Consider the following 26,207-nt stretch of genomic DNA (forward strand, 5'->3'; position numbering starts at 1 on the left):
AGGTCTGGGCGCTAGCTCAGGAGGCGAGCGACGAGACGCGCTTGGCGATCGCGGACTTGCGGTTCGCGGCCTGGTTGCTGTGGATGACGCCCTTGCTGGCAGCCTTGTCCAGCTTGCGCGAGGCGTCCTGCATGAGGGCGGTGGCCTTCTCGACGTCACCGGCCTCAGCGGCCTCGTGGAACTTGCGGATGGCGGTCTTCAGCGACGACTTGACCGACTTGTTACGCAGCCGGCGCTTCTCGTTCTGCCGGTTGCGCTTGATCTGGGACTTGATGTTCGCCACGCGACAGCCTCGTCTTGATAGCTCGGGTTGGTCAGCTTGTGCGCGCGACGAGCATGCGTCATCGCTGCGCGAAGAGCCAGGTTACCAGGTCTGCTCGAACGGGCCAAAACAGCCTCCAGTCAACCGGGGCGGGTGCGGGGGTGGGTGGTCAGGTCCAGCCTTGGCGGCGGGCCAGCCAGTGCAGCGCCTGGTCGCCGGTCCAGCGCTGGTGAGCGGGCAGGTTGGTCGAGGCGGTCGGTGGTGCCGACGCGGCCGCGGTGAGGTGGTAGCCGGCCAGTGCGGCCAGCGTCACGTCCAGCGCGTCCGACGGTGCGTCGGCGGCGGCCGGGTGGGCGGCGAAGCGAGCGTCCACGTCCAGCCCGCTGGCGTACCCGGTGATCAGCAGGCCGGCCAGGTCGAACCAGGCCGGCCCGTGACACAGCCAGGTCCAGTCGCAGAACCAGGCGGCCCCGGTCGGGTCGATCAGTACGTTGTCCACCCGCAGGTCGCCGTGGATCAGTCCGGTTCCGGCGGCGTACCCGGGTAGCCGGGACTCCAGCGCGGCCAGGTCGTCCAGTCGTCCCGCGACCACGGCGGGTAGCGGCGGTGCGGGTTCACGCCCGGCGCACACCTCACTCCACCAGAGGATGTCGTCGCGGGCCAGGTCGGCGAGCCGGGGCAGGCCGAGTCCGACCAACTCGGCCGGCGGATAGGCGAGCGCGGCGGCGATGTCGGCGTACCCGGCGAGGGTGGCGTCGATCTCGGCCGGTTGCCACGGCAGCCGGGGTGTGTGTCCGTCGACCGGGTCCAGGCAGAGCGCGTACCAGCCGGCCTCCCACAGCGCCCAGCGCAACCGGGGTGCCGGCAGTGGGGCGGGCAGCCGGGCCAGGATCGCGGCTTCCCGGGCGTACCAGTCGACCAGATGCGGTTGCTCGGCGTGGGGCGCGGCCTTGACGAAGGCGCTACCCCCGTCGGCGGTGCGCAGCACCGCGGCGAACCCCCGGGTGAAGCCGGCGCCGGCGCTGCGGGCCTCGACCACGTCAGCGCCGAGCCGCGCCGACACCGCCGAGCGCAGCGCGGCCGGCAGCGCACGCCACGCGGGCCGTTCGGCGGTCGCGTGATAGGCCACGGGCGGCGGACCGGGAGCGCGCACCCGTCCATGCTGCCCGATGTCGCACCGCCCGGCGATCCTCGGCGCGGATCCGGGCACCAGGTGCGGCGTCTGCCAGACTGCCAGGCCATGAGGACCGACGACTTCTGGCAGTTGATCGACCGGGCCCGCACCGGTGGGGGAGAGCCGGACGCCATCGCCGCCCGGGCCGTCGCACTGCTCGCCGCCCGCGATCCCGAGGAAATCGTCGGGTACGCGCACCACCAGCAGAGGGTCCTCGCCGCGTCGTACCGGGTGGATCTGTGGGGCGCCGCGTACCTGATCAACGGTGGTGCCTCCGACGACGGATTCGAGTACTTCCGCGGCTGGCTGATGACCCAGGGCCGGGAGGTCTTCGCTCGGGCGGTGGCCGATCCGGACTCGCTGGCCGAACTGCCGCAGGTCCGGTCCGCCTCGCTCAGCGGCGAGGAGTTCGAGTGCGAGGACATGCTCGCCGTGCCGTGGGACGCGTACCGCAAGGCGACCGCGACCGACCTGCCGGCGGAGCGCGCGGCAACGCCGGAGCCGGACCTGAACGACTTCTGGGACTTCGACGACGAGGAGGAGGCCCGCCGTCGACTGCCCCGGCTTGCCGCTCTCTTCGTCGAGCCGCCGCAGGAGTGACGGACGCCCGGCCGATGTCCGCCGGGGACATGGGAGCATAGAGAGGGCTGGCGTGTGCCGGCCCCTCACGTCAGCCGACCAGAACGGACCGCTGTGCCACCGACGCTCGATCCCGGCGCGAACGCTCCTGGTGCCACCGACCCGGCGCGGATCAGGAACTTCTGCATCATCGCTCACATCGACCACGGAAAGTCGACCCTGGCCGACCGGATGTTGCAGCTCACCGGCGTGGTCGACCCGCGGCAGATGCGCGCGCAGTACCTCGACCGGATGGACATCGAGCGCGAGCGTGGCATCACCATCAAGAGCCAGGCGGTCCGGATGCCGTGGACGATCGTCGAGGGCGAGCGGGCCGGTGAGCAGGCCGTGCTCAACATGATCGACACCCCCGGCCACGTCGACTTCACCTATGAGGTGTCCCGGTCGCTGGCAGCCTGCGAGGGGGCGATCCTGCTCGTGGACGCGGCCCAGGGCATCGAGGCGCAGACGCTGGCCAACCTGTATCTGGCGCTCGAGAACGACCTGCACATCATTCCGGTGCTCAACAAGATCGATCTGCCGGCGGCGCAGCCGGAGAAGTACGCCGAGGAACTGGCCCACCTCATCGGCGGTGACCCGGCGGACTGCATCAAGGTCTCCGGCAAGACCGGCGAGGGGGTGCCGCACCTGCTCGACGAGATCGTCCGACAGTTCGTCCCGCCGGTCGGCGACGCCGAGGCACCGGCCCGCGCGATGATCTTCGACTCGGTGTACGACGTCTACCGGGGCGTGGTCACCTACGTCCGGGTGATCGACGGTCAGATCAGCGCCCGGGACCGGATCAAGATGATGTCCACCGGCGCGGTGCACGAGTTGCTGGAGATCGGCGTCATCTCGCCGGAGATGGTGAAGGCCGACGCCCTCGGCGTCGGCGAGGTCGGCTACCTGATCACCGGCGTGAAGGACGTGCGGCAGTCCCGGGTCGGCGACACCGTCACCATCAACAACCGCCCGGCGGCCGAGCCGCTCGGCGGTTACAAGGACCCGAAGCCGATGGTCTACTCGGGTCTGTACCCGATCGACGGATCGGACTACCCGGCGCTGCGCGACGCCCTGGACAAACTCAAGCTCAACGACGCCGCGCTGACCTACGAGCCGGAGACCTCCGGCGCGCTGGGCTTCGGGTTCCGCTGCGGCTTCCTCGGCCTGCTGCACCTGGAGATCATCCGGGAGCGGCTGGAGCGGGAGTTCAACCTGGACCTGATCTCCACCGCCCCGAACGTGGTCTACCGGGCCATCCAGGAGGACGGCGCGGAGATCGTCGTCACCAACCCGAGCGAGTACCCGACCGGCAAGATCGCCGAGGTGTACGAACCGACGGTGCGGGCCAGCGTGCTCACCCCGAACGACTACGTCGGCGCGGTGATGGAACTCTGTCAGGGCCGGCGGGGCAACCTGCTCGGCATGGAGTACCTCTCCGCCGACCGGGTGGAGCTGCGCTACACGCTGCCCCTGGCCGAGATCATCTTTGACTTCTTCGACCAGCTCAAGAGCCGGACCAAGGGCTACGCCTCGCTGGACTACGAGCCCACCGACGAGCAGGCGTCCGACCTGGTGAAGGTCGACATCCTGCTGCACGGTGAGCCGGTGGACGCGTTCAGCGCGATCGTGCACAAGGACAAGGCGTACGCCTACGGCACCACGATCGCGGCTAAGTTGCGCAACCTGATTCCGCGCCAGCAGTTCGAGGTGCCGATCCAGGCCGCCATCGGCAGCCGGGTCATCGCCCGGGAGACCATCCGGGCGATCCGCAAGGACGTGCTCGCCAAGTGCTACGGCGGTGACATCAGCCGTAAGCGCAAGCTGCTGGAGAAGCAGAAGGAGGGCAAGAAGCGGATGAAGATGGTGGGCCGGGTGGAGGTCCCGCAGGAGGCCTTCATCGCCGCACTCTCCTCCGACTCCGACGGCAAGGCGACCGGCAAGAAGTGACCGCCCGGGCAGCCGGGCGGCCGGCCCGGAGGACAGTTGGCGGATGTCCACATCTCACACTGAAATAATCATTTCTTTGTGAAAACGCGCTTCCACGGGAAGTCCAGCCCGGACGGGCAATGCGGCCGTCTCATGGACGGGCGACACGAACCGTGTCGCCCGTCCATGACGCTTCGGGCGGTTTGGGTATCGGGCGTCGAGGGAATCTGATCGACACGACAGGAACCCCCCGAATGACATCTTCTGGGTAAGGAGATCCGCCATGGAGCTCACCGTCTGGGGCATCATCACCGCGCTGATCGTCGGTCTGATCATCGGCGCGCTGGGCCGCCTCGTGGTGCCGGGTCGGCAGGACATGCCCATCTGGCTGCACATGATCATCGGTGTCGGTGCGGCGCTGCTCGGTACTGTGCTCGCCCGTGCGATGGGCATCGCCACGGTGACCGCCGGTATCGACTGGGCCGAGCTGGCCGTCCAGGTCGCCCTGGCCGCGATCGCGGTCGCCCTGGTGGCCGGCGTGGGCAGTCGCCGTCGCGGCGTCACCCATCGGTAACCACCTCCGCCTCGACGGGCGCCCGGCCACCCGGCCGGGCGCCCGTCGGCGTTGCGGGCCCGCCCTGCCCGCGGCCGACGAGCGAGGGCCGGCGACGGGGAACCGGCGAGCGGGGCCGGGGCGGGCCTGACCAGGCGTATCGACGAGTTTTTCGGAGTCGTCGTGACGTCTCGGACGGAAAAGCCGGTTTGGGATCTTCGTGGGTCGGGCATTAGGCGGTCACGACAGGAACGCCACACATTGTGGAACGTCTTTGTGAAGGAGATCCGCCATGGAGCTCACCGTCTGGGGCATCATCACCGCGCTGATCGTCGGTCTGATCATCGGCGCGCTGGGCCGACTGGTGGTGCCGGGCCGTCAGAACATGCCGATGTGGCTGCACATGCTCATCGGTGTCGGCGCCGCGCTGCTCGGTACGGTGATCGCCCGCGCGTCCGGCTTCGCCGAGACCGCCGGTATCGACTGGCGGGAGCTGATGCTCCAGGTGCTGCTGGCCGCCGTCGCCGTCGCGCTGGTCGCCGGTGTGGGCCGCAACCGCCGGGGTATCACCCACCGGTAACCGCTGAGTGTCGAAAGGCGCCCGACCATTCAGGTCGGGCGCCTTTCGCGTGCGTACGCAAGGTTCGGGATTCGTCGCGCCAGGCCTGGTCGGCGACACCCGTGCGGAGCCGCGGCGCGGCGTAGCGGCTCCCGTAGGATGCGGATCATGACGGGCAGGGTGGCATCGGTCAACGTCGGCATCGTGACCGAGGCGGCGTGGGCCGGTGACGCGAGCGGCCGCAGCGGCATCGACAAGCGGCCGTCCGAGGCCCCCGTGCTCTTCCGCGCCGACGGGGTGGCCGGCGACTTCATCGGTGAACGGGCCCACCACGGTGGTCCGGACAAGGCGGTCTACGCGTACGCGGAGGAGGACGCGGCCTGGTGGGAGGCCGAGCTCGGGCGCACCATCCGTCCCGGTGGCTTCGGCGAGAACCTCACCACGTACGCGGTCGACGTGACCGGCGCGGTGATCGGCGAGCAGTGGGCGGTCGGCGAGGCCCTGCTTCAGGTGAGCATGCCGCGCACGCCGTGCACCACCTTCGCCGGTTTCTGGGGGGTACCGGACCTGATCAGGCGGTTCACCGCCCGGGCAACCCCCGGGGCGTACCTGCGGGTGATGCGCGAGGGCGCGGTGGGCGCCGGTGACCCGGTCGAGGTCGTGCACCGGCCGGCGCACGGGGTGACCGTCGGCGAGGTGTTCCGGGCGACCAGCCTGGAGCTGGAGCTGCTGCCCCGGTTGCTGGCGGCCGACGAACTACCCGAGTCGATCCGGGAGAAGGTACGTCGTCGTCTCGGGGAACCGCCCGGCTGACCGGCCGGCGGGCCCGATGCGGCGAAGGGCCCCGGGCGGCACGACCTGAGGCGGCGCCCGGGGCCCTTCGTCACGGCCTGGTCAGCGGAGCCAGGGGATGTTGCGGTTGAGCAGACCGCGCTGCTTGAGTTCCTTACGCAGCGGGATCTCGTCGTCGATGTAGCCGTCCCAGTTGATGCCCCAGTAGTTGGCCGTGTGGGTGCCCTCACCGAGAAGCTGACGCTGCACCGGCGTGCGGTTGCGGTACCACTCGCCGTCCTTGTCGACGTGCAGCTCGTCCAGCGGGCGGATCCACCGGTACGTGTAGCCGACGAACAGCATCTTGCGGGTGATCGAGGACAGGTTCGTCGACCGGGAGTGCCACTGACGCCGGTCGAAGATGAACGCGTCACCCGGGTTGGCGGTGATCTCGACCGTGCCCTCCGGGTCCGGGTTGTGCACGCTCAGGTCCGCCGGGCGGGGCAGCGAGTTCCACAGGTGGCTGCCGGGGATCACCTTCGTCGCACCCCGACCCTTCTCCGACAGGTCGGAGAGCACGTAGGCGACCTTCAGCGAGAACATCGGCCGCGGCACGTTCGGGTCCATCGTCTCCGGGTCGGAGTTCTGCCGGTACCCGTCCTGGTGCCAGCCCCAGTACGGCTTCTCGGGCTCCAGCGCCGGAGGCGTGACATCGAGGTGGTTGTGGTGGGTGTAGATGTTCCAACCCGCCAGACCCCACATGTAGGGGAACGCGATCGGGTGGGTCAGCAACTCGCCGAAGAGCTCGTCGCGCTCAAGGAAACCCAGCAGGTGCAGGGTGCCGTCCTTGGTCGTGTTGCCCTTGGCCTTCTCCTCCTCGTACACCCGGTCGACCGCGGCCTCGAGAGCGGCCCGGTGATCCTCGGTCAGGACGTTGCGCAGCAGGAGAAAGCCCTGCTCATGGAACTCCTTGCGGTCGACGTCGCTGATCGGTTCATATCCGGTCCGGTCGCCGTAGTCGAATGCCACGTCGTACCCCTCCCCAAGAGGTGAAACCATTTCTGGGCACAGGCCGCCGATCGTAACGCGCGGGCGCACGGCTCGGGGGGCGGCCCGCACGGATCCCGCGGGCATCACGACGGAAGGCGGCCAAGCAACTACTGGCAGTTACGCAGAGTGGCCTAACGAGGGGACATAAACCGAATGCCCGATTTCACAGTGACTGCGGGTAAGGAGATCGGGGTCGTTCAGACGTCGGCGTGAACCTCGGCGTAGACCTGTTCGGCGGTTCGTTCGCTCTCCGGCAAGCGCTTCCAGGTGCCGCGCTTGGCGGTCCACTCCCGCCCGTCGAAGCGCACCCGTTTCACCCCGTGCTCCTTGGCATGGGAGACCAGCCAGTGCGCGTACCGCCAGCCGGCGCGTTCACCGGCACCGCTCATGCTCCGGCCGCCGCTCTCGCCCCGAAGGTGGGCGCGCATGCCCACGGTCAGGTGGGTCGGAGCGCCGTCGGCATCGGCGTCGGTGCTGAAGTAGTCCGGCCCGTCGGCCACGTCGTCGACGGCGGAGTAGGCGGTCAGGCCCCAGTCCAGCCTCAGTCCCCGGGCGAGCGCGCTGAGCGCGGCGGCCCCGCGCAGCACCGGGTCGCCGCCGACCGTGCAGGTGACCGCCGTGGTGGCGTGACCGAGCAGGGCCCGGGTGAGCACCTCCGACTCGTCGGCCCACTTCTCGTACGCCTCCGGGAACGCCGAACGCTGCACCTTCTGGGCGGCGTCGGTGACCCGCATGTCCTCCCAGCCACGCACCTTCTTCAGCGCCGCGTAGAACTTCCTCGCCGCGTACCGGGGGTCACGGATCTGCTCCGGCGTGCCCCAGCCCTGACTCGGCCGCTGCTGGAACAGCCCCACCGAGTCGCGGTCACCACCGGCCAGGTTGCGCAGCCCGGATTCCTGGTACGCCGTGGCCAACGCCACCACCACCGCCCGCTCGGGCATCTCGCGCTGCACGCCGATGGCCGCGATCGTCGCCGCGTTCGCCATCTGCTGCGAGTCGAGTGTCACCTCACCGTCGGCCTGCACCGTGCAGGCTCGGCCGGTCAGCGGCAGCCGCAACCCCTCACCGGCCTGGCGCAGCACCACGACGATCCCGATCACGGCGATCAGGACGAGGACCACGAAGCCCGTCGCGACTGACCGAGTTCGCACCCGCACCTCCTGTGTCAAGGTCCGCCAAGCGTACGTCCCTCATCGGCCGGTGCGGGTCGTCCGACCGGTTCCACCCGCCGCGCGCCCACCGCGCGCATACGAGGTTCCCCGTCCCGGGCCCGCCTCACCTGCCGAGTTCGGCCACCCAGCGCGGCGCCCGCTTCTCGCGGAACGCGGTGACGCCTTCGATCCCGTCCGCCGACAGGAAGTAACCGGTGGACAGCTCGGCCAGCTCCGCCAGCTCGGCGCGCAGGTCGGTGGCCGCCGGGCGGCGCAGCAGCCCCTTGGCGCCGGCCAACGCGGCCGGAGCGCCCCGCACCAGCGAGTCGCGGTACCGGTGTACCGCGGCGTCCAACTCCTCGGCCGGCACCGCGGCGGTGACCAGGCCGATCTCGGCCGCCCGCCGGCCGTCGAAGGTGTCGCCGGTCAGGTACAGCTCGGCCGCCGCCCGGGGATGCAGCCGGGGCAGCACCGTCGCGGAGATCACCGCGGGGATCACCCCGATCCGTACCTCGGTGAAGGCGAACGTGGCCTCGACCGCGCAGACGGCCAGGTCGGCCGCCGCGATCAGACCCAGGCCACCGGCCCGGGCCGGGCCGGCCACCTTGGCCAGCACCGGCTTGGGGCACTCCCAGACCGCCGCGAGGACGTCACCCAGCATCCCGGCGGGCACGGTGCCGCTGGCGTACGCCGCCGCGGTCTCCTTCAGGTCGGCCCCGGAACAGAAGACCGGCCCGGTGTGGTCGAGCACGATCACCCGGACCGCGTCGTCGGCGACCGCCGCGGCCAGGCCCGCCAGCAGTTCGGTCATCAGCGGCGTGGAGAGCGCGTTGCGGTTGTGCGGACTGTCCAGGGTGAGCGTGGTCACCCCGTGGGCCGTGGCGACCCGCACGAGCGCGTCGGGAGAGGTCATGGGAGGGCACACTAGTGGCCATGCCCGGCGTCCTTCCAGCAGGCGAGCCCGTCCCCACCGACGGGTCGCTGCCCGCCACCGCCCGCGCGTCCGTCGGTGCCCGGGGTTTCGGGGTGTACGTGCACGTCCCCTTCTGCGCCAGCCGCTGCGGCTACTGCGACTTCAACACGTACACCGCGGCTGAACTGGGTGGCGGTGCCAGCCGGGAGGACTACGCCGACACCGTACTGGCGGAACTGGCGCTCGCCGGCCGGGTGCTGGGTGAGGATCCGCCGCCCCGGGTGGACACCGTCTTCGTCGGCGGCGGCACCCCCACCCTGCTGCCCACCGACGACCTGGCCCGGATCCTCGACGCGATCGACCGGACCTGGGGGCTGGCGGCCGACGCGGAGGTGACCACCGAGGCGAACCCGGAATCGGTGACCCCCACCTCCCTGAAGGAGCTGCGCGCGGCCGGGTACACCCGGATCTCGCTGGGCATGCAGTCGGCCGCTCCCGGGGTGCTCGCCGTGCTCGACCGCCGACACAGCGCCGGGCGGGCCACGGCCGCCGCCCTGGAGGCCCGCGACGCCGGCTTCGACCACGTCAACCTCGACCTGATCTACGGGACGCCGGGGGAGCGGGCCGAGGACTTCGCCGCCTCGTTGGCGCAGGTGGTGGCCGCCGGAGTGGACCACGTCAGCGCGTACGCCCTGATCGTCGAGGACGGCACCCGGCTGGCCGCCCGGATGCGCCGCGGCGAGCTGCCGTATCCGGACGAGGACGTGGCGGCGGACCGTTACCTGGCCGCCGAGGCCGCCCTCGTCGCGGCCGGCTTCTCCTGGTACGAGGTCTCCAACTGGGCCCGCACGCCGGAGGCCCGCTGCCGGCACAACCTGCTCTACTGGACCGGCGGCGACTGGTGGGGCCTCGGGCCGGGGGCGCACAGCCACGTCGGTGGGGTGCGCTGGTGGAACGTCAAGCATCCGGCCGCGTACGCCCGGCGCCTCGCCACCGGCCAGTCACCCGGACAGGCCCGGGAGGTGCTCACCGGCGACGAGGCGCACATGGAGGAGGTCATGCTCCGGTTGCGGCTGGCCTCCGGCCTGCCGCTGGACGTGCTGACCGACGCCGGACGGGCGGGCGCGGCGCGGGCGGTGGCCGAGGGCCTGCTCGCCGAGCCGGCGCACGTCGCCGGCCGCGCCGAACTCACCCTGCGCGGCCGGCTGCTCGCCGACGCCGTGGTCCGCGACCTGCTTCCCTGATCCCCGTCACCAGGGCTGCCCCGCCTGGGTCAGCGCTTCACGAACGAGTAGCTCATCGGGTACTGGTAGAGCACCCCGTCGTTGGCCTTGACCCCGCCGATGATGCCGAAGATCACCGGCACGATCAGGACCAGGATCGGCACGAAGAACAGGATGCCGCAGGTGATCGTGGCCAGCACCCAGCTCAGCACGCCGGCGATGGCCCAGGTGAGCTGGAAGTTCAGCGCGGCCACGGAGTGCGCCCGGACGATGGGGGACTGCTGCCCCCGGGTCATCATCGCGATCAGCGGTGCGACCCAGCCGAAGAGGCCGCCACCGACGACCACCCCGAGTGGGCCGCCGAAGTGGGCGATCAGCACCCAGGTCTTGTCCTCGTTGTTGGCGTAGCCACCACCCGGGGCGCCGTAACCGCCGGTCGGGTAGCCGACACCGCCCGCGCCGGGCGGGGGCGGATAACCACCGGGCGGGGGATAGCCGCCGGGCGGGGGGTAGCCGGCCGGCGGCGGCTGGTCGCCGGTGGGGGGTGGATAGCCGCCGGGCGGGGGATAGCCGCCCTGGCCAGGAGAACCGGACAGTGGTGTCGTGGGTTCGTCGCCGGAGTCTGGGGGACGAGGTGGTTCAGTCATGGACGTCACCGTAGGTGTCATCGGCAACGGCGCACCAGAGCGACACCGGCGAGTGTCAACCCGCCGATCGGCTGGATGAGGGGCGTGCTGACTTGATCATCGCGTTGACGGGGGCCCCGACGTAGACTGGCACTCGCTACAGTCGAGTGCCAGAGTGTTCCTCTGAAGGCCGTGACGCCGAGGGCTGACCTGCGACAGGAGGTGGGGAGAATGGGTCTGGACGACCGCAAGCTCGCCGTGCTCCGGGCGATCGTCGAGGACTATGTCGCCACCCAGGAGCCGGTCGGCAGCAAGTCGTTGGTCGAACGGCACCAGCTCGGTGTCTCACCGGCGACGGTCCGCAACGACATGGCCGTGCTGGAGGAGGAGGGCTACATCCGCCAGCCGCACACCAGCGCGGGGCGGGTGCCCACCGACCGTGGCTACCGGCTCTTCGTCGACCGGCTGAGCCGGGTCAAGCCGCTCAGCCCGGCCGAGCGCCGGGCGATCGAGCGCTTCCTGGCCGGCGCCGTCGACCTCGACGATGTCGTGCACCGCACGGTGCGGCTGCTGGCGCAGCTGACCCGGCAGGTCGCCGTCGTGCAGTACCCGAGCCTGGCCCGCTCCCGGGTGCGTCACCTGGAACTCGTGCCGATCTCCACCACGCGGCTGATGCTGGTGATGATCGCCGACACCGGCCGGGTCGAGCAGCGGCTGGTCGAGCTGCCCGCGCCGGTCCTCGCCGACGATGTTCTCGACCTGCGCCGGCTGGTCAACGAGAAGCTGGTCGGCGTCCGCCTGTCGGAGACCCCGCCGCTGGTGCAGGCCCTCATCGACGAGTCCGTGCCGCACCTGCGTCCGGCCATGACGACCCTGTCCACCGTGCTGCTGGAGACGCTGGTCGAGCGGCACGAGGAGCGGCTCGCCCTGGCCGGCACCGCCAACCTGACCCGGGGCGGCCTGCTCGACTTCCAGGGTTCCCTGCGTCCCATCCTCGAAGCGCTCGAGGAGGAGGTCGTGCTGCTCAAGCTCATCGGGGAGGTCGAGCCGAGCACCCTGCGGGTGCGCATCGGCGACGAGAACGAGATCGACAACCTGCGGGCGGCATCCGTGGTCAGCACCGGGTACGGCCCGGGCGCGACCATCGTCGGGGGGATGGGTGTGTTGGGACCGACTCGGATGGACTACCCCGGAACCATCGCCACGGTGAGGGCCGTGGCACGCTACGTGGGCGAGCTGCTGGCCCAGAACTGACCAGTCAGGGCCGACGGCAGGCTGCCGCCACCGAACGGCGTAACTCGAGACGAACACGAGGACACGGAACGCAGTGGCCAGGGACTACTACGGCATTCTCGGCGTGAGCAAGGGTGCCTCCGATGACGAGATCAAGCGCGCCTACCGCAAGCTGGCGCGCCAGTTCCACCCGGACGTGAATCCGGATCCGGAGGCGCAGGAGAAGTTCAAGGACATCAACGCCGCGTACGAGGTCCTCTCGGACGATCGGAAACGGCAGATCGTCGACCTGGGCGGGGACCCGCTGGCACCGGGCGGAGGCGGGCCCGGCGGTCCGGGCGGCCCCGGCGGGGCCGGGCCCTTCGTCGGCTTCCAGGACATCATGGACGCGTTCTTCGGCGGCGCCACTGGCGCCGGACGGGGCCCGCGACCGCGTACCCGCCCCGGTGCCGACGCCATCCTGCGGCTGGAACTCGATCTCCAGGAGACCGCCTTCGGCGTCGAGGCGCCGATCACCGTCGACACCGCCGTGCTCTGCACCACCTGCTCCGGCGCCGGCACCGCCGCCGGCACCCACCTGGCCACCTGCGAGGCGTGCGGCGGCCGGGGCGAGGTGCAGTCGGTGCAGCGCACCTTCCTCGGCCAGGTGGTCTCCGCCCGGCCGTGCACGGTCTGCCAGGGCTACGGCACCACCATCCCGCACCCCTGCCCGACCTGTGCCGGAGACGGCCGGGTGCGCACCCGCCGCTCGCTGACCGTCAAGATCCCCGCCGGGGTGGAGGACGGCATGCGGATCCGCCTCGCCCAGCAGGGTGAGGTCGGCCCGGGCGGCGGCACCGCCGGGGACCTCTACGTCGAGATCCACGAGCGGCCACACGACGTCTTCTCCCGCAAGGGCGACGACCTGCACTGTCGGGTCACCGTGCCGATGACCGCCGCCGCGCTCGGCACCCGGCTGACGATCAAGACGCTGGACAGCGAGGAGCCGGTCGACGTCAAGCCGGGCACCCAGCCGGGCAGCACCCTGCGGCTACGCGCCCGCGGCGTACCCCATCTGCGTGGCACCGGCCGGGGCGACCTCTACGTCCACCTGGACGTGCGTACCCCCACCAAGCTCGACGCCGAGCAGGAGCGGATGCTGCGCGAGTTCGCCAAGACCCGCGGTGAGGAGGTCGCCGAGCTGACCAAGCAGGGCGGCTTCTTCTCCCGGATGCGCGACGCCTTCAACGGCCACGCCTGACGTGTCCGCCCCGCTGTTCCTGGTCGAGTCGCTGCCGACCACGGCCTCGATGGTGCTGGACGGCCCCGAGGGGCACCACGCCGCCACCGTGCAACGGCTGCGGGTGGGTGAGCAGGTGCTGCTCGCCGACGGCCACGGCGGCACCGCCACCGCCGTGGTCACCGCCGTCGGCCGGGGCACCCTCGACCTCGACCTGACCGACCGGGGGTACGTCGACGCGGCGAACCCCCGGCTGGTGGTGGTCCAGGGCATCGCCAAGGGCGATCGGGGCGAGCTGGCCGTGCAGGCGATGACCGAGGTCGGCGTCGACGAGATCGTGCCCTGGGCGGCGGGCCGTTCGGTGGTGCAGTGGCGCGGCGACCGGGGCGTACGGGCCCGGGAGAGGTGGGTCAACACCGCCCGGGAGGCCGCGAAGCAGGCCCGCCGGGCATGGCTGCCGGTGGTGGCGGGAGCGCCGGACGAGGCCACCGCCTCGGTGGCCCGCCGGATCGCCGGGGCGGCGGCCGGGTACGTCCTGCACGAGGAGGCGGCCGACCGGCTCACCACCGCCGAGCTGCCCGACAACGGCGAAATCGTGCTGGTGGTGGGCCCGGAGGGTGGCATCACGCCGGCCGAGCTGTCGGCCTTCCGGGAGGCCGGTGCACACCCGGTGCGGCTCGGCCCGTCGGTGTTGCGTACCTCCACCGCCGGCGTGGCCGCCCTGGCGGTCCTCGCCACCCGCCTGTCGCGCTGGTGACCGCCGCGCCGCTCAGGTAACTGTTAAGAAGGGGCCCCTTCCATACCGGAGACGATAAGAAGGGGCCCTTCCTTACACTGCCCGGATGGGAAGCGACTGTCTGTTCTGCCGCATCGTCGCCGGTGAGATTCCGGCCACCGTGGTCCGTGAGACGCCCACCACGCTCGCCTTCCGCGACATCGACCCGAAGGCGCCGGTCCACGTGCTGGTCATTCCGAAGGAGCACTACGCGGACGTGGCTACCCTCGGTCAGGGTGATCCGACCCTGGCCGGCGAGGTGCTGGCCACGGCCGCCGCGGTGGCCGAGGACGAGGGCCTGCTCGGCGACGGGTTCCGGTTGATGTTCAATACCGGGGCGTACGGCGGCCAGGAGGTCTTCCACGTGCACGCGCACGTACTGGGCGGTGCGCCGCTCGGCCCGATGCTGGCCCGGAGCCTCGGGTGACCTCGGCCGGCGGCCGCACCGCCGCCGGCCACCTGGACCGGATGGTGCGGCAGGTGCAGGCGCAGGCCCGGGTGCCGGCGGTCTCCGCGGCGGTGCACCGCGCCGACCGGCCGCTGTGGACGTGCACCGTCGGCGGCACCGGCAACGACACGGCGCTGGACGAGCAGACCCGGTTCCGGATCGGTTCGGTCACCAAGACCTTCACCGCCGTCCTGGTCATGCAGTGCCGCGACGACGGCCTGCTCGACCTCGACGATCCGCTGCGGCGGCACCTCGACCTGCCGGCACACGGCGAGCTGACCGTGCGCCGGCTGCTGTCACACACCGCCGGCCTGCAACGGGAGCCGTACGGCGACGTCTGGGACACGCTGCACGCGCCGGACGCCGACCAGTTGATCACCGAGCTGGCCCGGGCCGAGCGGGTGCTGCCACCCGGACGCCGCTACCACTACTCGAACCTCGGCATGGCGCTGCTCGGCCACCTCGTCGGGCAGGTACGCGGTGGCACCTGGGCGGAGGTGCTGACCGAGCGGGTGCTGACCCCGCTGGGGCTGACCGCCACGACCGTCACCCCGGGCCCGCGCGCCGCCACCGGGTTCCTGGTCGACGCGTACTCCGACGAGGCGCATCCGGAGCCACCCACCGACTTCGGCGCGGTGGGCCCCGCCGCGCAACTGTGGAGCACGGCGGCGGACATGGCCCGGTGGGCCGCCTTCCTGGCCGACCCGGCCGCGTTGGACGCGGCGGCCCGGGTGCTCGCCCCGGCCACCCTCGACGAGATGCGCTGGCCGGTGACGGTGACCGACGAGGCGATGTGGACCGGCGGGTTCGGCCTCGGCCTGATCCTGGTGCCCCAGGGTGAACGGGTGATGCACGTCGGGCACGACGGGGCGATGCCCGGCTTCCTCGCCGGCGTCTACGGCCGTCGAGGTGGCGAGGGCACCCCGGCCGCGCTCGGCACCGCCGTGCTGGGCTCCTCGGGCACCGCTGCCGAGCTCCTGGAGCTACCGCACCGGCTGCTCCACGCCGCGGTCGAGCACGACCCGGCCGACATCGATCCGTGGCGTCCCGGTGAACCGGCGCCGCCGCACCTGCGCGGGCTGCTCGGCCGTTGGTGGGGTGAGGGCTTCGAGTACGTCTTCTCGTGGCAGGAGGGAGCCCTGCGCGCCCGTGGGGCGGGTGATCCGCAGGGGAAGCCGCCGGCGGTGTTCGCCCCGGTGGCGGACCAGCCGGACGTGTTCCGTACCGTCTCCGGCCGGGAGGCCGGTGAACTGCTCCGGCTGACCCGGGACTCCGCCGGCGTGGTGGTCCGGATGCACTGGGCGACGTACCGGTTCACCCGCCGTCAGGAGACCTTCGACCGTTACGACTTCCGCGCCTGACCGCGCCGTCCACCAGGGCGGATTGCCGGGTTCCGCCGGATCGTGCCAGGCGTCACGGCGGCGGAAATGGGCAGCGTCTCCGCGCCGTTGACCCGATACGATGGATGCAACGTCCGCACGCCGCGCCCCGGGCCCGGCACCGAGATCGAGAGCAGGTGGCGCAGGGCCCCGCGGCCCGACCTATGACCGGCACCCCACCTCCCGGCCCGCCCCGGGTGCAGACCAGGATCACGGTCCCCGACTCGAAGATCATGGTCAACCTGCTCGGCGCGGGTGACGAAATCCTGCGCCTGGTCGAGCGTTCGGTGAACAGTGACGTGCACGTGCGTGGCAACGAGATCACCATCACCGGCGCTCCCGCCGACAACGCCCTCGCCGAGCGGCTCTTCAGTGAGCTGCTCGAACTCATCGAGAAAGGCGAGACCCTGACCACAGACGCCGTCCGGCGTACCGTCGGCATGCTCGAGCAGGGCGGCGCGGAGCGGCCCGCCGAGGTCCTGACGCTCAACATCCTCTCCCGGCGCGGGCGCACCATCCGTCCCAAGACGCTCGGGCAGAAACGGTACGTCGACGCGATCGACGGACACACCATCGTCTTCGGCATCGGCCCGGCCGGTACGGGTAAGACCTACCTCGCCATGGCCAAGGCGGTGCAGGCGTTGCAGGCCAAGCAGATCAACCGGATCATCCTGACCCGGCCGGCGGTCGAGGCGGGGGAGCGGCTGGGCTTCCTGCCCGGCACGCTCAACGAGAAGATCGACCCCTACCTGCGTCCGCTCTACGACGCCCTGCACGACATGCTCGACCCGGAGACCATCCCGAAGCTGATGGCCGCCGGCACGATCGAGGTCGCCCCCCTGGCATACATGAGGGGTCGCACGCTTAACGACGCGTTCATCATTCTCGACGAGGCGCAGAACACCACGCCCGAGCAGATGAAGATGTTCCTCACCCGGCTCGGCTTCGGGTCCAAGATCGTGGTTACCGGCGACGTCACCCAGGTCGACCTGCCCGGCGGGACGACCAGCGGCCTGCGGGTCGTCCGGGACATCCTGGCCGGCGTCGAGGACGTGCACTTCGCGCAGTTGTCCAGCGCCGACGTGGTGCGTCACCGGCTGGTCGGGGAGATCGTCGACGCGTACGCGCGGTATGACGCCGAGCGGGAGAATCAGCAGGCGCAGGGCGTGCACGCGGTGTCCGGGCGCAGTGCCCAGGGCAACCGCGCCGGCCGGCGCCGCTAGACCGAGGGAAGACAGTTGTCCATCGAGATCGCCAACGAGTCCGGTGTCGAGGTCGACACCGACGCCGTGCTCGCCGTCGCCCGCCACGCGCTCGACGAGATGGGGGTCAACCCGCTCGCCGAGCTTTCCGTGCTGCTGGTGGACGTCGACTACATGACCGAGCTGAACCACCGGTGGATGGGCGGCGACGGGCCGACCGACGTGCTGGCCTTTCCGATGGACGAGGGCAGTGTCGACCACGGTCCGGGTGAGAACGCGGCCGCCGGCGGTGAGCCGGCGTTGCTCGGCGACATCGTGCTCTGTCCCGAGGTGGCGGCGAAGCAGGCTGCGACCGCCGGGCACAGCACCGCTGACGAGCTGCACCTGCTCACCGTGCACGGCGTCCTGCACCTGCTCGGGTACGACCACGCGGAGCCGGAGGAGGAGCGGGAGATGTTCGGGCTCCAGGCCCGGCTGCTGGCGAGCTGGCGGTCGGCCCGCTCCCGGTGATGGACTCCTCACTGGCCGCGGCCTCCACCGGCCTACCCGACCTGCAGCTGCTCGTGGTCGCCGCCGGGTTGGTGGTGCTCGCCGGCCTGATCGCGATGACCGAGGCCGCCCTGGCCGCGGTCTCCCCGGCCCGGGCGGCCGAACTGGCCCGCGAGGGGGTCCGCGGAGCCCGCACCCTCCAGGCGATCGCCGGTGACGTGGTCCGGCACCTCAATCTCCTGCTGCTGCTCCGGTTGCTCGCCGAGCTGACCGCCACCACGCTGGTGGCGCTGGTCGCGGTGGACACCTTCGGAGCCGGTTGGCGGGCGGCGCTGGTCACCGCCGGGGCGATGACCGTGGTCAGCTTCGTCGTGGTCGGCGTCGGTCCGCGTACCCTCGGACGGCAGCACGCGTACGCGGTCGGCCGGTCGGCCGCCCCGTTGGTCCGCTGGCTGGGTCGGGTGCTCAACCCGCTGGCCTCCCTGCTGATCCTGATCGGCAACGCGGTCACCCCGGGTCGGGGCTTCCGGGAAGGTCCGTTCGCCACCCAGGTCGAGCTGCGTGAGCTGGTCGACCTCGCCGAGCAGCGGGGCGTGGTGGAACACGGTGAGCGGCAGATGATCCATTCGGTCTTCGCCCTGGGCGACACCATCGCCCGCGAGGTCATGGTGCCGCGTACCGAGATGGTGTGGATCGAGTCGGGCAAGAACCTCTCCCAGGCGCTCGCGTTGTTCCTGCGCTCCGGGTTCTCCCGGATCCCCGTGATCGGCGAGAGCGTCGACGACGTGCTCGGCGTGCTCTACCTCAAGGACCTCGTCCGGCGTACCCAGGGCGGTGCCGCGGAGGACCGCCGACTGCCGGTGGCCGACCTGATGCGGCCGGCGACCTTCGTGCCGGAGTCCAAGCCCGTCGACGACCTGCTCTCGGAGATGCAGGCCGCCCGGAACCACCTGGTGATCGTGGTGGATGAGTACGGCGGTACCGGCGGGCTGGTCACCATCGAGGACATCCTCGAGGAGATCGTCGGGGAGATCACCGACGAGTACGACGTCGAGCGCCCGCCGGTCGAGCAGCTGCCGGACGGTGCGGTGCGGGTCACCGCCCGGCTGCCGGTGGAGGATCTCGGTGAGCTGTTCGACACCGAGCTGCCGCACGACGAGGTGGAGACCGTGGGTGGTCTGCTCGCGCAGTCCCTGGGGCGGGTTCCGATCCCGGGCGCGCAGGTCGAGGTGGCCGGTCTACGGCTGGTCGCCGAGGGCACCACCGGTCGTCGCAACCGGATCGACACGGTCCTGGTGCGCCGGGTGGAGCCCACCGACACGAAGGACGATCCGGGCGGTACGCCGAGGGCGTCCCGTACCGACAGCGACCGATCCGAGGAGAGGCTGTCCGCCGATGCCTGAGTCACCCGCCGTACCCGCCGCCGGGTCCACCGGTTCCGAGCTGAGCGCCGAGGACGGCAAGCTGGTCATCCTCGCCCGGGGTGCCCGAGGGCGGGTGGGCGCCGTGGAGGGAGCCGCGGTCCGGGACCAGGACGGCCGGACCTACGCGGCGGCGAGTGTCTCGCTGCCCTCGCTGACCGTCACCGCGCTCCAGTTGGCGGTTGCCTCGGCGGCCGCGGCGGGCGCCACCCGGCTGGAGGCCGCGGTGGTGGTGACGGAGGCGTCGACGTTGGACGGTGCCGGGTACGCGGCCGTGCGTGACCTGGCCGCTGACGCGCCGGTGCACGTGGCCGCGCCGGACGGCACGGTGATCGGCACGGTGACCGAATGACCGAGCGCGCCTACCGGGCGGGATTCGCGTGTTTCGTCGGGCGGCCCAACGCCGGCAAGTCCACGCTGACCAATGCCATCGTCGGGCAGAAGATCGCGATCACGTCGAACAAGCCGCAGACGACCCGGCACGTCATCCGGGCGGTGCTGCACCGGCCCGAGTCGCAGCTGGTGCTGGTCGACACCCCCGGGCTGCACCGTCCCCGGACCCTGTTGGGTGAGCGGCTCAACGACCTGGTCCGGCAGACCTGGAGCGAGGTCGACGTGATCGGCCTCTGCATCCCGGCCGACGAGCCGATCGGCCGGGGCGACCGGTTCATCACCGGGGAACTGGCCGAGTTGAAGGCGACCGTGTTGGCGGTGGTGACCAAGACCGACCTGGTCGATCGCAAGCGGCTGGCCGAGCAGTTGCTCGCCGTCAGCGAGCTGGGGGACTTCGCGGAGGTCGTGCCGGTCAGCGCGGTCTCCGGGCACCAGGTGGACACCCTGGTGGAGGTGATGACGCGTTATCTCCCCGAGTCGCCGCAGCTCTATCCGGACGACATGCTCACCGACGATCCGGAGCAGGTGCTGGTGGCGGAGCTGATCCGGGAGGCGGCGCTGGAGGGCGTGCGGGACGAGCTGCCGCACTCCATCGCCGTCGTGGTGGAGGAGATGATCCCCGAGGGGCGGCTGACGAAGATCTACGCCGACGTGTACGTGGAGCGGCCCAGTCAGAAGGCGATCGTCATCGGGCACCGGGGCGCTCGGCTCAAGGGGGTCGGTACCACCGCGCGGCGGCAGATCGAGGAGCTGCTGGGCACGAAGGTCTACCTCGATCTGCACGTGCGGGTGGCCAAGGACTGGCAACGCGATCCGAAGCAGTTGCGCAAGCTCGGCTTCTGAACCGGTCGGCGGGTCGGCGATCCGGGACGATCGGCACTCGGCTGGCTGATCGGTACCGGTCAGGCATATGGGAAGTTTCACTATCGTCGTGGGTTCCTGGTCGTTTCGGTGTCGCGCACCGGAGGGTAGGAGACGCTGCGCCTCCATACCCCCCGACATAGATGCAGGCTGATGCGAAACAGATACCTGGACCTGCTGCGCTTCCTGGCCATCGTGCGGGTCGTCGTCTACCACGTCACCGGCTGGGCTTCGCTGACGCTGCTGTTTCCGGCGATGTCGGTGATGTTCGCGCTCGCCGGGTCGCTGATGGCGGCGTCCCTGCTGCGGTCCGGGCCGACGGCGGTCGGTCGACGGCTGCGCCGGTTGCTGCCGTCGCTGTGGGTGGTTGCCGCGATCTTCGTGCCGGCGATGCTGCTCACCGGGCTGCCGCTGACCCCGAAGGTGCTGCTCTGGCTCTTCCCGGTGGCTGACCCGCCGGCAAACTACTGGGGCGCGTTGGCGCTGAGCCCGATCTGGTATCTGCGTGACTACCTCTGGTTCGTCCTCGCCTCACCGATAGCGCTCTGGCTGTTCCGGCGTTTCCCGCTGCCCACGCTGCTCGCCCCGTACTGCCTGCTGCTGGCCATCGAGGTCGGCATCTATCCGAATCCGCCCGCGGTCCTGCGCGAGTTCGGCCTCTACTTCGGTGCCTGGCTGCTGGGCTTCGCCCACCAGGCCGGGATGCTTCGCCGCCTGACCAACCGGGTCCTGGTGCCGACCGTGCTCGTGCTCGCCACGCTCGGCGGCGCGTGGATCCTGACCCACCAGGGTCCGCGGGGCTACGACCTCAACGACATCCCACTCGGCAACGCCCTCTGGTCGGCGGCGTTCATCCTGGTCGCGCTCGGCCGGGCTCCGTCGACCGCGGCCTGGGTGGACCGCAACGAGCTGTTCGGTCGGGCGGTCACCGTGCTGAACCGGCGGGCGTTGACGGTCTACCTGTGGCACATGGCGTTCGTGGTCGCGCTCACCCCGCTGGTGGACGTGGTCGGCTGGTCACACCAGGACCTGCTGGGCCTGGCGATCCGGGTGGTGCTGGTCTTCCTGCTGGTGGGCCTGGTGACCGCGATGGTGGGCTGGGTCGAGGACGTGGCGGCGCAGCGTCCGCCCGAGCTGATCCCCGGTGGCCGCCGGGCGGCCTCGCGACCCGCCCGCCACGCGGAGTCCCGCGCCGGCGACGACCACGACCCGAACGGCGGGCCGCCCCCGGTCGGCGCACCGGAACCCCCGGACGGCGGCAAACGTCAGGGCCCGGTGGGTGCCGGTCGCTCCGCCGGTGCGCCGGCCGGCGAGGCGGTGGAACGCCGGGAGGACGCCGTACCGGGCCAGCGTGGCCGGGGCGGCGGGGTCACCGCGAGGTGACGGTGATGTCGCCGCTGCCGGTACGCAGGTCGAGCACGGATGCGGCGGACGGGTCATCCGGCACACCCAGGTCGATCTCGCCGGAGTCGGCCCTCGGCCGGACCTGGTACGCCCCGCTCGGCACGGTCAGTTCGACGTTGCCGCTCGACGCGTGTGCCCGCGCGGAGACGGGCTTGTCCAGATCGAGGGTGACGTCGCCGGACTTGGTCTCCGCGTCCACCTCGCCGCCGAGCCGGCTTCCCGTCACGTTTCCGGAGGAGGCCCGCAGCACGACGGGTTTGGCGACGTCGTACACCTCGATGTCGCCCGAGCCGGTTTCCACCCGCACCGCGCCGGTCGCCGCGGCGACCCGCACGTTGCCGGAGCCGACCTTCAGGTCCACCTGGCCGACGCGGCTGAGGTCGACGTCCCCGGAGCCGGTCTCGCCCCGGACGTTCACCCCGGGGCCGGCGGTCACCTCGTAGGACACGCTGCATCGGGGGCCGCAGGAGGTGTCCAGCACCAGTTCCGTTTCCTTGATCTCGTACGTCGCGTCGGGCTGGCCGTCCTGGTAGCGCACCACGCGCTTGACGCGTACCCCGTCCACGCCGCCGTCGGCCCGGACCACCACGTCGCCGGAGCCCGGCAGCACCCGGATCGCGGTGATCCGGGCGGCCTCGGTGGTGTCGAAGTCCAGCCGCCGGTAGGACAGGTTGTCGCACCCGACCAGGACGATGAGGGCGGCCGCCGCGGCGATCGCCGTGCCGGTCCGGCGGGCGGTGGTCCCTCGCGGCGCGCTGGTCCGTCGCCTGACGGTGGGCCGGGGGCCTGCGGCGGTGGGCCGGGGGACGGCGGTGGTCCGGTGCGAAGCCATGTCGAGCACGCTACGACCGGCGTCACCGGGCGCGCATCCGGGTTCGCCGGCACGGCGACCCCGAGCGGACCCTGAATTCCGACCCGGGGTCGGACCTGATGTCCGGCCGGAGGGGAGAATGGCGCGATGGCCGGGTACCGCCGACAGCTCTACCGCGACGACGCGGTGGTGCTGCGTGTGCAGAAACTCGGCGAATCGGATCGCATCATCACCCTGCTCACCCGGCGGCACGGTCGGTTGCGCGCGGTCGCCCGGGGGGTCCGCCGGACCACCTCGAAGTTCGGTGCCCGGCTGGAGCCGTTCGGCCACGTCGACCTGCAACTCGCCGGTGACCCCAAGGGTGAGCAGGGCAGTTCGTTGCACACCGTCAGCCAGGTCGAGGGGATCGACCTCTACGGCAAGCGATTCCTCGGCGACTATCCCCGCTACACGGCCGCGAGCGCGATCGCCGAGACCGCCGAGCGGCTCACCCCGGTCGAGCGGGAGCCGTCGCTGCGGCTGTTCCAGCTCACCCTGGGCGCGCTGCGCGCCCTCGCCGAGGGCGGGCACGCCACCACGCTGGTGCTCGACGCGTACCTGCTGCGTGGGATGGCCCTGGCGGGCTGGGCGCCGGCGTTGACCGCCTGCGCGGTCTGCGGCACCCCCGGCCGGCACCGGGCCTTCTCCGTACCGGCCGGAGGCGCGGTCTGCCCGGACTGCCGGCCACCCGGGGCCGCCCACCCGGCCCCGGCCACCATCGACCTGATGTCGGCGCTGACCGTCGGCGACTGGCGGGTCGCCGACGCCACCGAGACCGGGGTACGCCGGGAATGCAGCGGCCTGGTCGCGGCGCACCTGCAGTGGCATCTGGAACGCGCGCTACGCTCGCTGCCGCTGGTCGACCGCGGCGGTGGCGCGCCGACGGCGCCCGCCGCGATCCGGCCGGCCGGGGACGCGGGCACCGCGGCTGCGGCCGGTGCAGCGCCGCCGCCCGACCGGGCGTCACCGGATGTGAGCAGGGAGAGAACCGAGTGATCCGATCGTCCAGGGCCGACCGGCGCCAGCCGGTGCCGCCGACACCACACCCGTCGGGAGCCCGACCGCCGGCGCTGCCGCCAGGGGCGGTTCCCCGTCACGTCGCCGTGGTGATGGACGGCAACGGCCGGTGGGCCAAGGAGCGCGGCCTGCCCCGCACCAAGGGCCACGAGGCGGGGGAGTTCTCCCTCTTCGACACCGTCGAGGGCGCTATCGAGATGGGCATCCCCTACCTGTCGGCGTACGCCTTCTCGACGGAGAACTGGCGGCGTTCGCCGGATGAGGTGCGGTTCCTGATGGGCTTCAACCGGGACGTCATCCGCCGCCGCCGGGACCAGCTGGTCGACCTCGGGGTGCGGGTGGTCTGGTCGGGTCGGGCCGGGCGGCTGTGGAAGAGCGTCATCACCGAGTTGCAGACCGCCGAGGAGATGTCCCGGGGCAACTCGACGCTGACCCTCCAGTTCTGCGTGAACTACGGCGGGCAGGCGGAGATCGCCGACGCCGCCGCCGCGATCGCCCGGGACGTGGCCGCCGGCCGGCTCGACCCGGCCAAGGTGACCGAGAAGACGGTCGGGAAGTACCTCTACCACCCCGAGGTGCCCGAGGTGGATCTGTTCCTGCGGCCCTCCGGCGAGCAGCGGACCTCGAACTTCCTGCTCTGGCAGAGTGCCTACGCCGAGCTGATCTTCCTGGACACGCTCTGGCCCGACTTCGACCGCCGTCACCTGTGGTACGCCTGCGAGCTGTACGCCCAACGCGACCGCCGGTTCGGTGGCGCGCTGCCCAACCCGGTGGCACCGACCACCTGAGCGCTTAACGAGCGGCCACGCTGGGTATCACCGCTGGCAGCAGCCACTGACGGAGGTGAACCCATATGATCCGCAAGCGCATCGGGCAGTGGGCGGTGATGGCCATCGCGGTGCCGGTCGCCGCCGCCGGAGCCCGGAAGCTGAGCCACACGTTGGAGTCCCGGCGTGGCCCCAACCGGGTCACCCGCCTGCTCAACCAGGGCGCCGACCTGATCCGCCCGCGGCAGGCCAAGCGCCGCCGCTTCTTCTGACCCCTGAACTGCGGCATCTCGCGGTATCCGACAGCTGGGACACCGCGAGATGCCGCAGTTCGTGCTAAGCCGACCCTGACCCTCGGCGGGTGGCTCAGGCCTCGACCTCGGCGCGGTCGGGGGTGGCCCAGAGCGTGTGGAACGAACCGTCCCGGTCGACCCGGCGGTAGGTGTGGGCACCGAAGTTGTCGCGCAGGCCCTGGATCAGTGCGGCCGGCAGCCGCTCCGCCCGCAGCGCGTCGAAGTAGGCCAGCGACGAGGCGAACGCCGGGGCCGGCACGCCCGCCCGGGCCGCCTCGGCCACCACCCGCCGCCAGCTGGGCACGCCGTCGCGTACCGTGTCGGCGAACCACGGCGCCACCAGCAGGGTGGGCAGCTCCGGCTGCTCGTCGTACGCCTGCTTGATGCGGTCCAGGAAACGGGCTCGGATGATGCAGCCGCCACGCCAGATCGTCGCCGTGCCGCCCAGGTCGATGCCCCAGTCGTACTCGGCGCTGCCGGCGCGGATCTGGTCGAAGCCCTGGGCATACGCGACGATCTTCGAGGCCAGCAACGCCCGGCGTACGTCCTCGATGAAGGCCTCGCGGTCGCTGACCTGCCACTTCTCGCCGGCCTCCGGGAAGGCCCGCAGTGCGGCCTCGCGCTGACCGACATGCCCGGACAGCGACCGGGCGAAGGTGGCCTCGGCGATGCCGGTGATCGGAATGCCGAGGTCGAGAGCGATCTGGACGGTCCACCGGCCGGTGCCCTTCTGCTCGGCCCGGTCCTGCACCACGTCCACGAACGCCCGCCCGGTGCTGGCGTCGGTGTGCGCCAGCACATCGGCGGTGATCTCGATCAGGAAGGACTCCAGCTCACCAGAGTTCCACTCCCGGAAGATCTGCGCGATCTCCGCCGGCTCCGCGCCCAGCCCGGCCCGCAACAGGTCGTACGCCTCGGCGATGAGCTGCATGTCCGCGTACTCGATGCCGTTGTGGACCATCTTGACGAAGTGCCCGGCACCGTCCGGCCCGACGTGCTGGCAGCAGGGCACGCCCTCGACCTGCGCGGCGATCTTCTCGAAGATCGGCCCGAGCTTGCGGTACGACTCGGCGGAGCCGCCCGGCATGATGCTCGGCCCCCACAGCGCGCCCTCCTCGCCACCGGAGACACCGGTGCCGACGAAGTGCAGCCCCTGTGCGCGCAGCGCCTCCTCTCGGCGACGGGTGTCGGCGAAGTGCGCGTTGCCGCAGTCGATGATGATGTCGCCCTCTTCCAGCAGCGGCACCAACTCGTCGATCACGGCGTCGGTGGGCCCGCCCGCCTTGACCATGATGATCACCGCGCGGGGGCGTTCGAGCGCGGCGACGAAGTCCGCCAGGGACTCCGTCGGGACGAAGGTGCCCTCGTCGCCGTGCTCCGCCACCAGCGACCGGGTCCGCTCCGGCGAGCGGTTGTGCAACGCCACGGTGAACCCGTTGCGAGCCAGGTTCCGGGCCAGGTTGCGCCCCATCACCGCCAGCCCGGTCACACCGATCTGCGCCGTAGCCCGATCCGCCATCCTCGTCGCCACCTTCCGCCGTCTACCTGTAGTGCTGCGACGGTATCGCGGTCCCGGATCGTCGCGCCTCGTCCCCCCACCGCTGGTCATCAGGTGGTCGCGTAGCGC

The 26,207-nt window shown here is 71.5% G+C and carries 28 protein-coding genes; 20 read left to right on the forward strand and 8 right to left on the reverse strand.

Annotation, left to right across the window (positions count from 1 at the left end; translation table 11 throughout):
- Nucleotides 1–16 precede the first annotated feature (16 nt).
- Nucleotides 17–283: a 30S ribosomal protein S20 gene (rpsT, locus tag SM447_RS26395; RefSeq protein WP_474575573.1), complete on the reverse strand. Its 267-nt coding sequence runs from the start codon at nucleotides 281–283 to the stop codon at nucleotides 17–19.
- A gap of 148 nt (nucleotides 284–431) precedes the next feature.
- Nucleotides 432–1,415 (reverse strand): phosphotransferase family protein, encoded by a 984-nt coding sequence (locus tag SM447_RS26400; protein WP_474575574.1) that lies wholly within the window; start codon nucleotides 1,413–1,415, stop codon nucleotides 432–434.
- An 87-nt stretch (nucleotides 1,416–1,502) separates the two neighbouring features.
- Between SM447_RS26400 and SM447_RS26405 the strand changes: the two genes are divergently transcribed.
- The 5 genes from SM447_RS26405 to SM447_RS26425 all read left to right on the forward strand — a co-directional run bounded on the left by SM447_RS26405 (nucleotide 1,503) and on the right by SM447_RS26425 (nucleotide 5,908).
- Nucleotides 1,503–2,036, forward strand: a complete 534-nt coding sequence (locus SM447_RS26405; protein WP_474575575.1) for a DUF4240 domain-containing protein — start codon at nucleotides 1,503–1,505, stop codon at nucleotides 2,034–2,036.
- A gap of 93 nt (nucleotides 2,037–2,129) precedes the next feature.
- The gene (gene lepA, locus SM447_RS26410; protein ID WP_474575576.1) at nucleotides 2,130–4,004 is read left to right on the forward strand and encodes a translation elongation factor 4; all 1,875 of its coding nucleotides are present in this window, start codon (nucleotides 2,130–2,132) and stop codon (nucleotides 4,002–4,004) included.
- A gap of 262 nt (nucleotides 4,005–4,266) precedes the next feature.
- Nucleotides 4,267–4,557 (forward strand): GlsB/YeaQ/YmgE family stress response membrane protein, encoded by a 291-nt coding sequence (locus SM447_RS26415; protein WP_474575577.1) that lies wholly within the window; start codon nucleotides 4,267–4,269, stop codon nucleotides 4,555–4,557.
- A gap of 271 nt (nucleotides 4,558–4,828) precedes the next feature.
- Complete coding sequence (locus SM447_RS26420) at nucleotides 4,829–5,116, forward strand: GlsB/YeaQ/YmgE family stress response membrane protein (protein ID WP_474575578.1); 288 nt, start codon at nucleotides 4,829–4,831, stop codon at nucleotides 5,114–5,116.
- 147 nt (nucleotides 5,117–5,263) lie between these two features.
- Nucleotides 5,264–5,908 carry an MOSC domain-containing protein gene (locus SM447_RS26425; RefSeq protein WP_474575579.1) on the forward strand — a complete coding sequence of 215 codons (645 nt, stop codon included), beginning with the start codon at nucleotides 5,264–5,266 and terminating at the stop codon, nucleotides 5,906–5,908.
- An 81-nt stretch (nucleotides 5,909–5,989) separates the two neighbouring features.
- Here SM447_RS26425 and SM447_RS26430 read toward each other — a convergent pair whose 3' ends face one another.
- From SM447_RS26430 to SM447_RS26440, 3 genes are all read right to left on the reverse strand, one after another.
- A complete protein-coding gene (locus tag SM447_RS26430) occupies nucleotides 5,990–6,895 on the reverse strand; it encodes a phytanoyl-CoA dioxygenase family protein (protein ID WP_474575580.1) in 906 nt (301 codons plus the stop codon).
- Nucleotides 6,896–7,113: 218 nt separating this feature from the next.
- On the reverse strand, nucleotides 7,114–8,073 hold the full coding sequence (locus SM447_RS26435) for a hypothetical protein (RefSeq protein WP_474575619.1): 960 nt from the start codon (nucleotides 8,071–8,073) through the stop codon (nucleotides 7,114–7,116).
- Nucleotides 8,074–8,191: 118 nt separating this feature from the next.
- Nucleotides 8,192–8,980, reverse strand: coding sequence for an enoyl-CoA hydratase-related protein (locus SM447_RS26440; protein ID WP_474575581.1), 789 nt, complete (start codon nucleotides 8,978–8,980; stop codon nucleotides 8,192–8,194).
- Between the two features lie 20 nt (nucleotides 8,981–9,000).
- Between SM447_RS26440 and hemW the strand changes: the two genes are divergently transcribed.
- Nucleotides 9,001–10,224, forward strand: coding sequence for a radical SAM family heme chaperone HemW (hemW, locus tag SM447_RS26445; RefSeq protein WP_474575582.1), 1,224 nt, complete (start codon nucleotides 9,001–9,003; stop codon nucleotides 10,222–10,224).
- Nucleotides 10,225–10,253: 29 nt separating this feature from the next.
- Here hemW and SM447_RS26450 read toward each other — a convergent pair whose 3' ends face one another.
- Nucleotides 10,254–10,850 (reverse strand): DUF4870 domain-containing protein, encoded by a 597-nt coding sequence (locus SM447_RS26450; RefSeq protein ID WP_474575583.1) that lies wholly within the window; start codon nucleotides 10,848–10,850, stop codon nucleotides 10,254–10,256.
- Nucleotides 10,851–11,060: 210 nt separating this feature from the next.
- Between SM447_RS26450 and hrcA the strand changes: the two genes are divergently transcribed.
- From hrcA to SM447_RS26505, 11 genes are all read left to right on the forward strand, one after another.
- A complete protein-coding gene (gene hrcA / locus SM447_RS26455) occupies nucleotides 11,061–12,083 on the forward strand; it encodes a heat-inducible transcriptional repressor HrcA (RefSeq protein ID WP_474575584.1) in 1,023 nt (340 codons plus the stop codon).
- A gap of 73 nt (nucleotides 12,084–12,156) precedes the next feature.
- Nucleotides 12,157–13,302, forward strand: a complete 1,146-nt coding sequence (dnaJ, locus tag SM447_RS26460) for a molecular chaperone DnaJ (protein WP_203996138.1) — start codon at nucleotides 12,157–12,159, stop codon at nucleotides 13,300–13,302.
- Between the two features lies 1 nt (nucleotide 13,303).
- The gene (locus SM447_RS26465) at nucleotides 13,304–14,038 is read left to right on the forward strand and encodes a 16S rRNA (uracil(1498)-N(3))-methyltransferase (RefSeq protein ID WP_474575585.1); all 735 of its coding nucleotides are present in this window, start codon (nucleotides 13,304–13,306) and stop codon (nucleotides 14,036–14,038) included.
- An 85-nt stretch (nucleotides 14,039–14,123) separates the two neighbouring features.
- Nucleotides 14,124–14,483: a histidine triad nucleotide-binding protein gene (locus SM447_RS26470; RefSeq protein WP_474575586.1), complete on the forward strand. Its 360-nt coding sequence runs from the start codon at nucleotides 14,124–14,126 to the stop codon at nucleotides 14,481–14,483.
- A 41-nt stretch (nucleotides 14,484–14,524) separates the two neighbouring features.
- A complete protein-coding gene (locus SM447_RS26475; protein WP_474575620.1) occupies nucleotides 14,525–15,865 on the forward strand; it encodes a serine hydrolase domain-containing protein in 1,341 nt (446 codons plus the stop codon).
- A 182-nt stretch (nucleotides 15,866–16,047) separates the two neighbouring features.
- Nucleotides 16,048–17,106 (forward strand): PhoH family protein, encoded by a 1,059-nt coding sequence (locus SM447_RS26480; protein ID WP_474575621.1) that lies wholly within the window; start codon nucleotides 16,048–16,050, stop codon nucleotides 17,104–17,106.
- A gap of 15 nt (nucleotides 17,107–17,121) precedes the next feature.
- Nucleotides 17,122–17,595, forward strand: a complete 474-nt coding sequence (ybeY, locus tag SM447_RS26485; protein WP_474575587.1) for an rRNA maturation RNase YbeY — start codon at nucleotides 17,122–17,124, stop codon at nucleotides 17,593–17,595.
- Entirely contained in the window at nucleotides 17,595–18,977 is a 1,383-nt protein-coding gene (locus tag SM447_RS26490) for a hemolysin family protein (RefSeq protein ID WP_474575588.1), read from the forward strand. Before ybeY ends, SM447_RS26490 begins: the two co-directional genes overlap by 1 nt.
- The gene (locus tag SM447_RS26495; RefSeq protein ID WP_474575589.1) at nucleotides 18,970–19,347 is read left to right on the forward strand and encodes a cytidine deaminase; all 378 of its coding nucleotides are present in this window, start codon (nucleotides 18,970–18,972) and stop codon (nucleotides 19,345–19,347) included. Before SM447_RS26490 ends, SM447_RS26495 begins: the two co-directional genes overlap by 8 nt.
- Nucleotides 19,344–20,231, forward strand: coding sequence for a GTPase Era (gene era / locus SM447_RS26500; RefSeq protein ID WP_474575590.1), 888 nt, complete (start codon nucleotides 19,344–19,346; stop codon nucleotides 20,229–20,231). The genes SM447_RS26495 and era overlap by 4 nt, the downstream gene beginning before the upstream one ends.
- Nucleotides 20,232–20,402: 171 nt before the next feature.
- Nucleotides 20,403–21,632 carry an acyltransferase family protein gene (locus SM447_RS26505; protein WP_474575591.1) on the forward strand — a complete coding sequence of 410 codons (1,230 nt, stop codon included), beginning with the start codon at nucleotides 20,403–20,405 and terminating at the stop codon, nucleotides 21,630–21,632.
- Here the strand turns inward: SM447_RS26505 and SM447_RS26510 are convergent.
- Nucleotides 21,619–22,485, reverse strand: a complete 867-nt coding sequence (locus SM447_RS26510; protein WP_474575592.1) for a DUF4097 family beta strand repeat-containing protein — start codon at nucleotides 22,483–22,485, stop codon at nucleotides 21,619–21,621. The two genes, SM447_RS26505 and SM447_RS26510, sit on opposite strands and share 14 nt — an antisense overlap.
- Nucleotides 22,486–22,611: 126 nt before the next feature.
- Between SM447_RS26510 and recO the strand changes: the two genes are divergently transcribed.
- The 3 genes from recO (at nucleotide 22,612) to SM447_RS26525 (ending at nucleotide 24,559) form a co-directional block, all read left to right on the forward strand.
- Nucleotides 22,612–23,499: a DNA repair protein RecO gene (gene recO, locus SM447_RS26515; protein WP_474575593.1), complete on the forward strand. Its 888-nt coding sequence runs from the start codon at nucleotides 22,612–22,614 to the stop codon at nucleotides 23,497–23,499.
- Nucleotides 23,500–23,531: 32 nt separating this feature from the next.
- Complete coding sequence (locus SM447_RS26520) at nucleotides 23,532–24,308, forward strand: isoprenyl transferase (RefSeq protein ID WP_474575622.1); 777 nt, start codon at nucleotides 23,532–23,534, stop codon at nucleotides 24,306–24,308.
- Between the two features lie 65 nt (nucleotides 24,309–24,373).
- Nucleotides 24,374–24,559 carry a hypothetical protein gene (locus tag SM447_RS26525; RefSeq protein ID WP_474575594.1) on the forward strand — a complete coding sequence of 62 codons (186 nt, stop codon included), beginning with the start codon at nucleotides 24,374–24,376 and terminating at the stop codon, nucleotides 24,557–24,559.
- 94 nt (nucleotides 24,560–24,653) lie between these two features.
- Here SM447_RS26525 and gndA read toward each other — a convergent pair whose 3' ends face one another.
- On the reverse strand, nucleotides 24,654–26,099 hold the full coding sequence (gene gndA, locus SM447_RS26530; protein WP_474575595.1) for an NADP-dependent phosphogluconate dehydrogenase: 1,446 nt from the start codon (nucleotides 26,097–26,099) through the stop codon (nucleotides 24,654–24,656).
- Nucleotides 26,100–26,207 lie beyond the last annotated feature (108 nt).

This window comes from Micromonospora aridisoli (genome assembly GCF_056150025.1).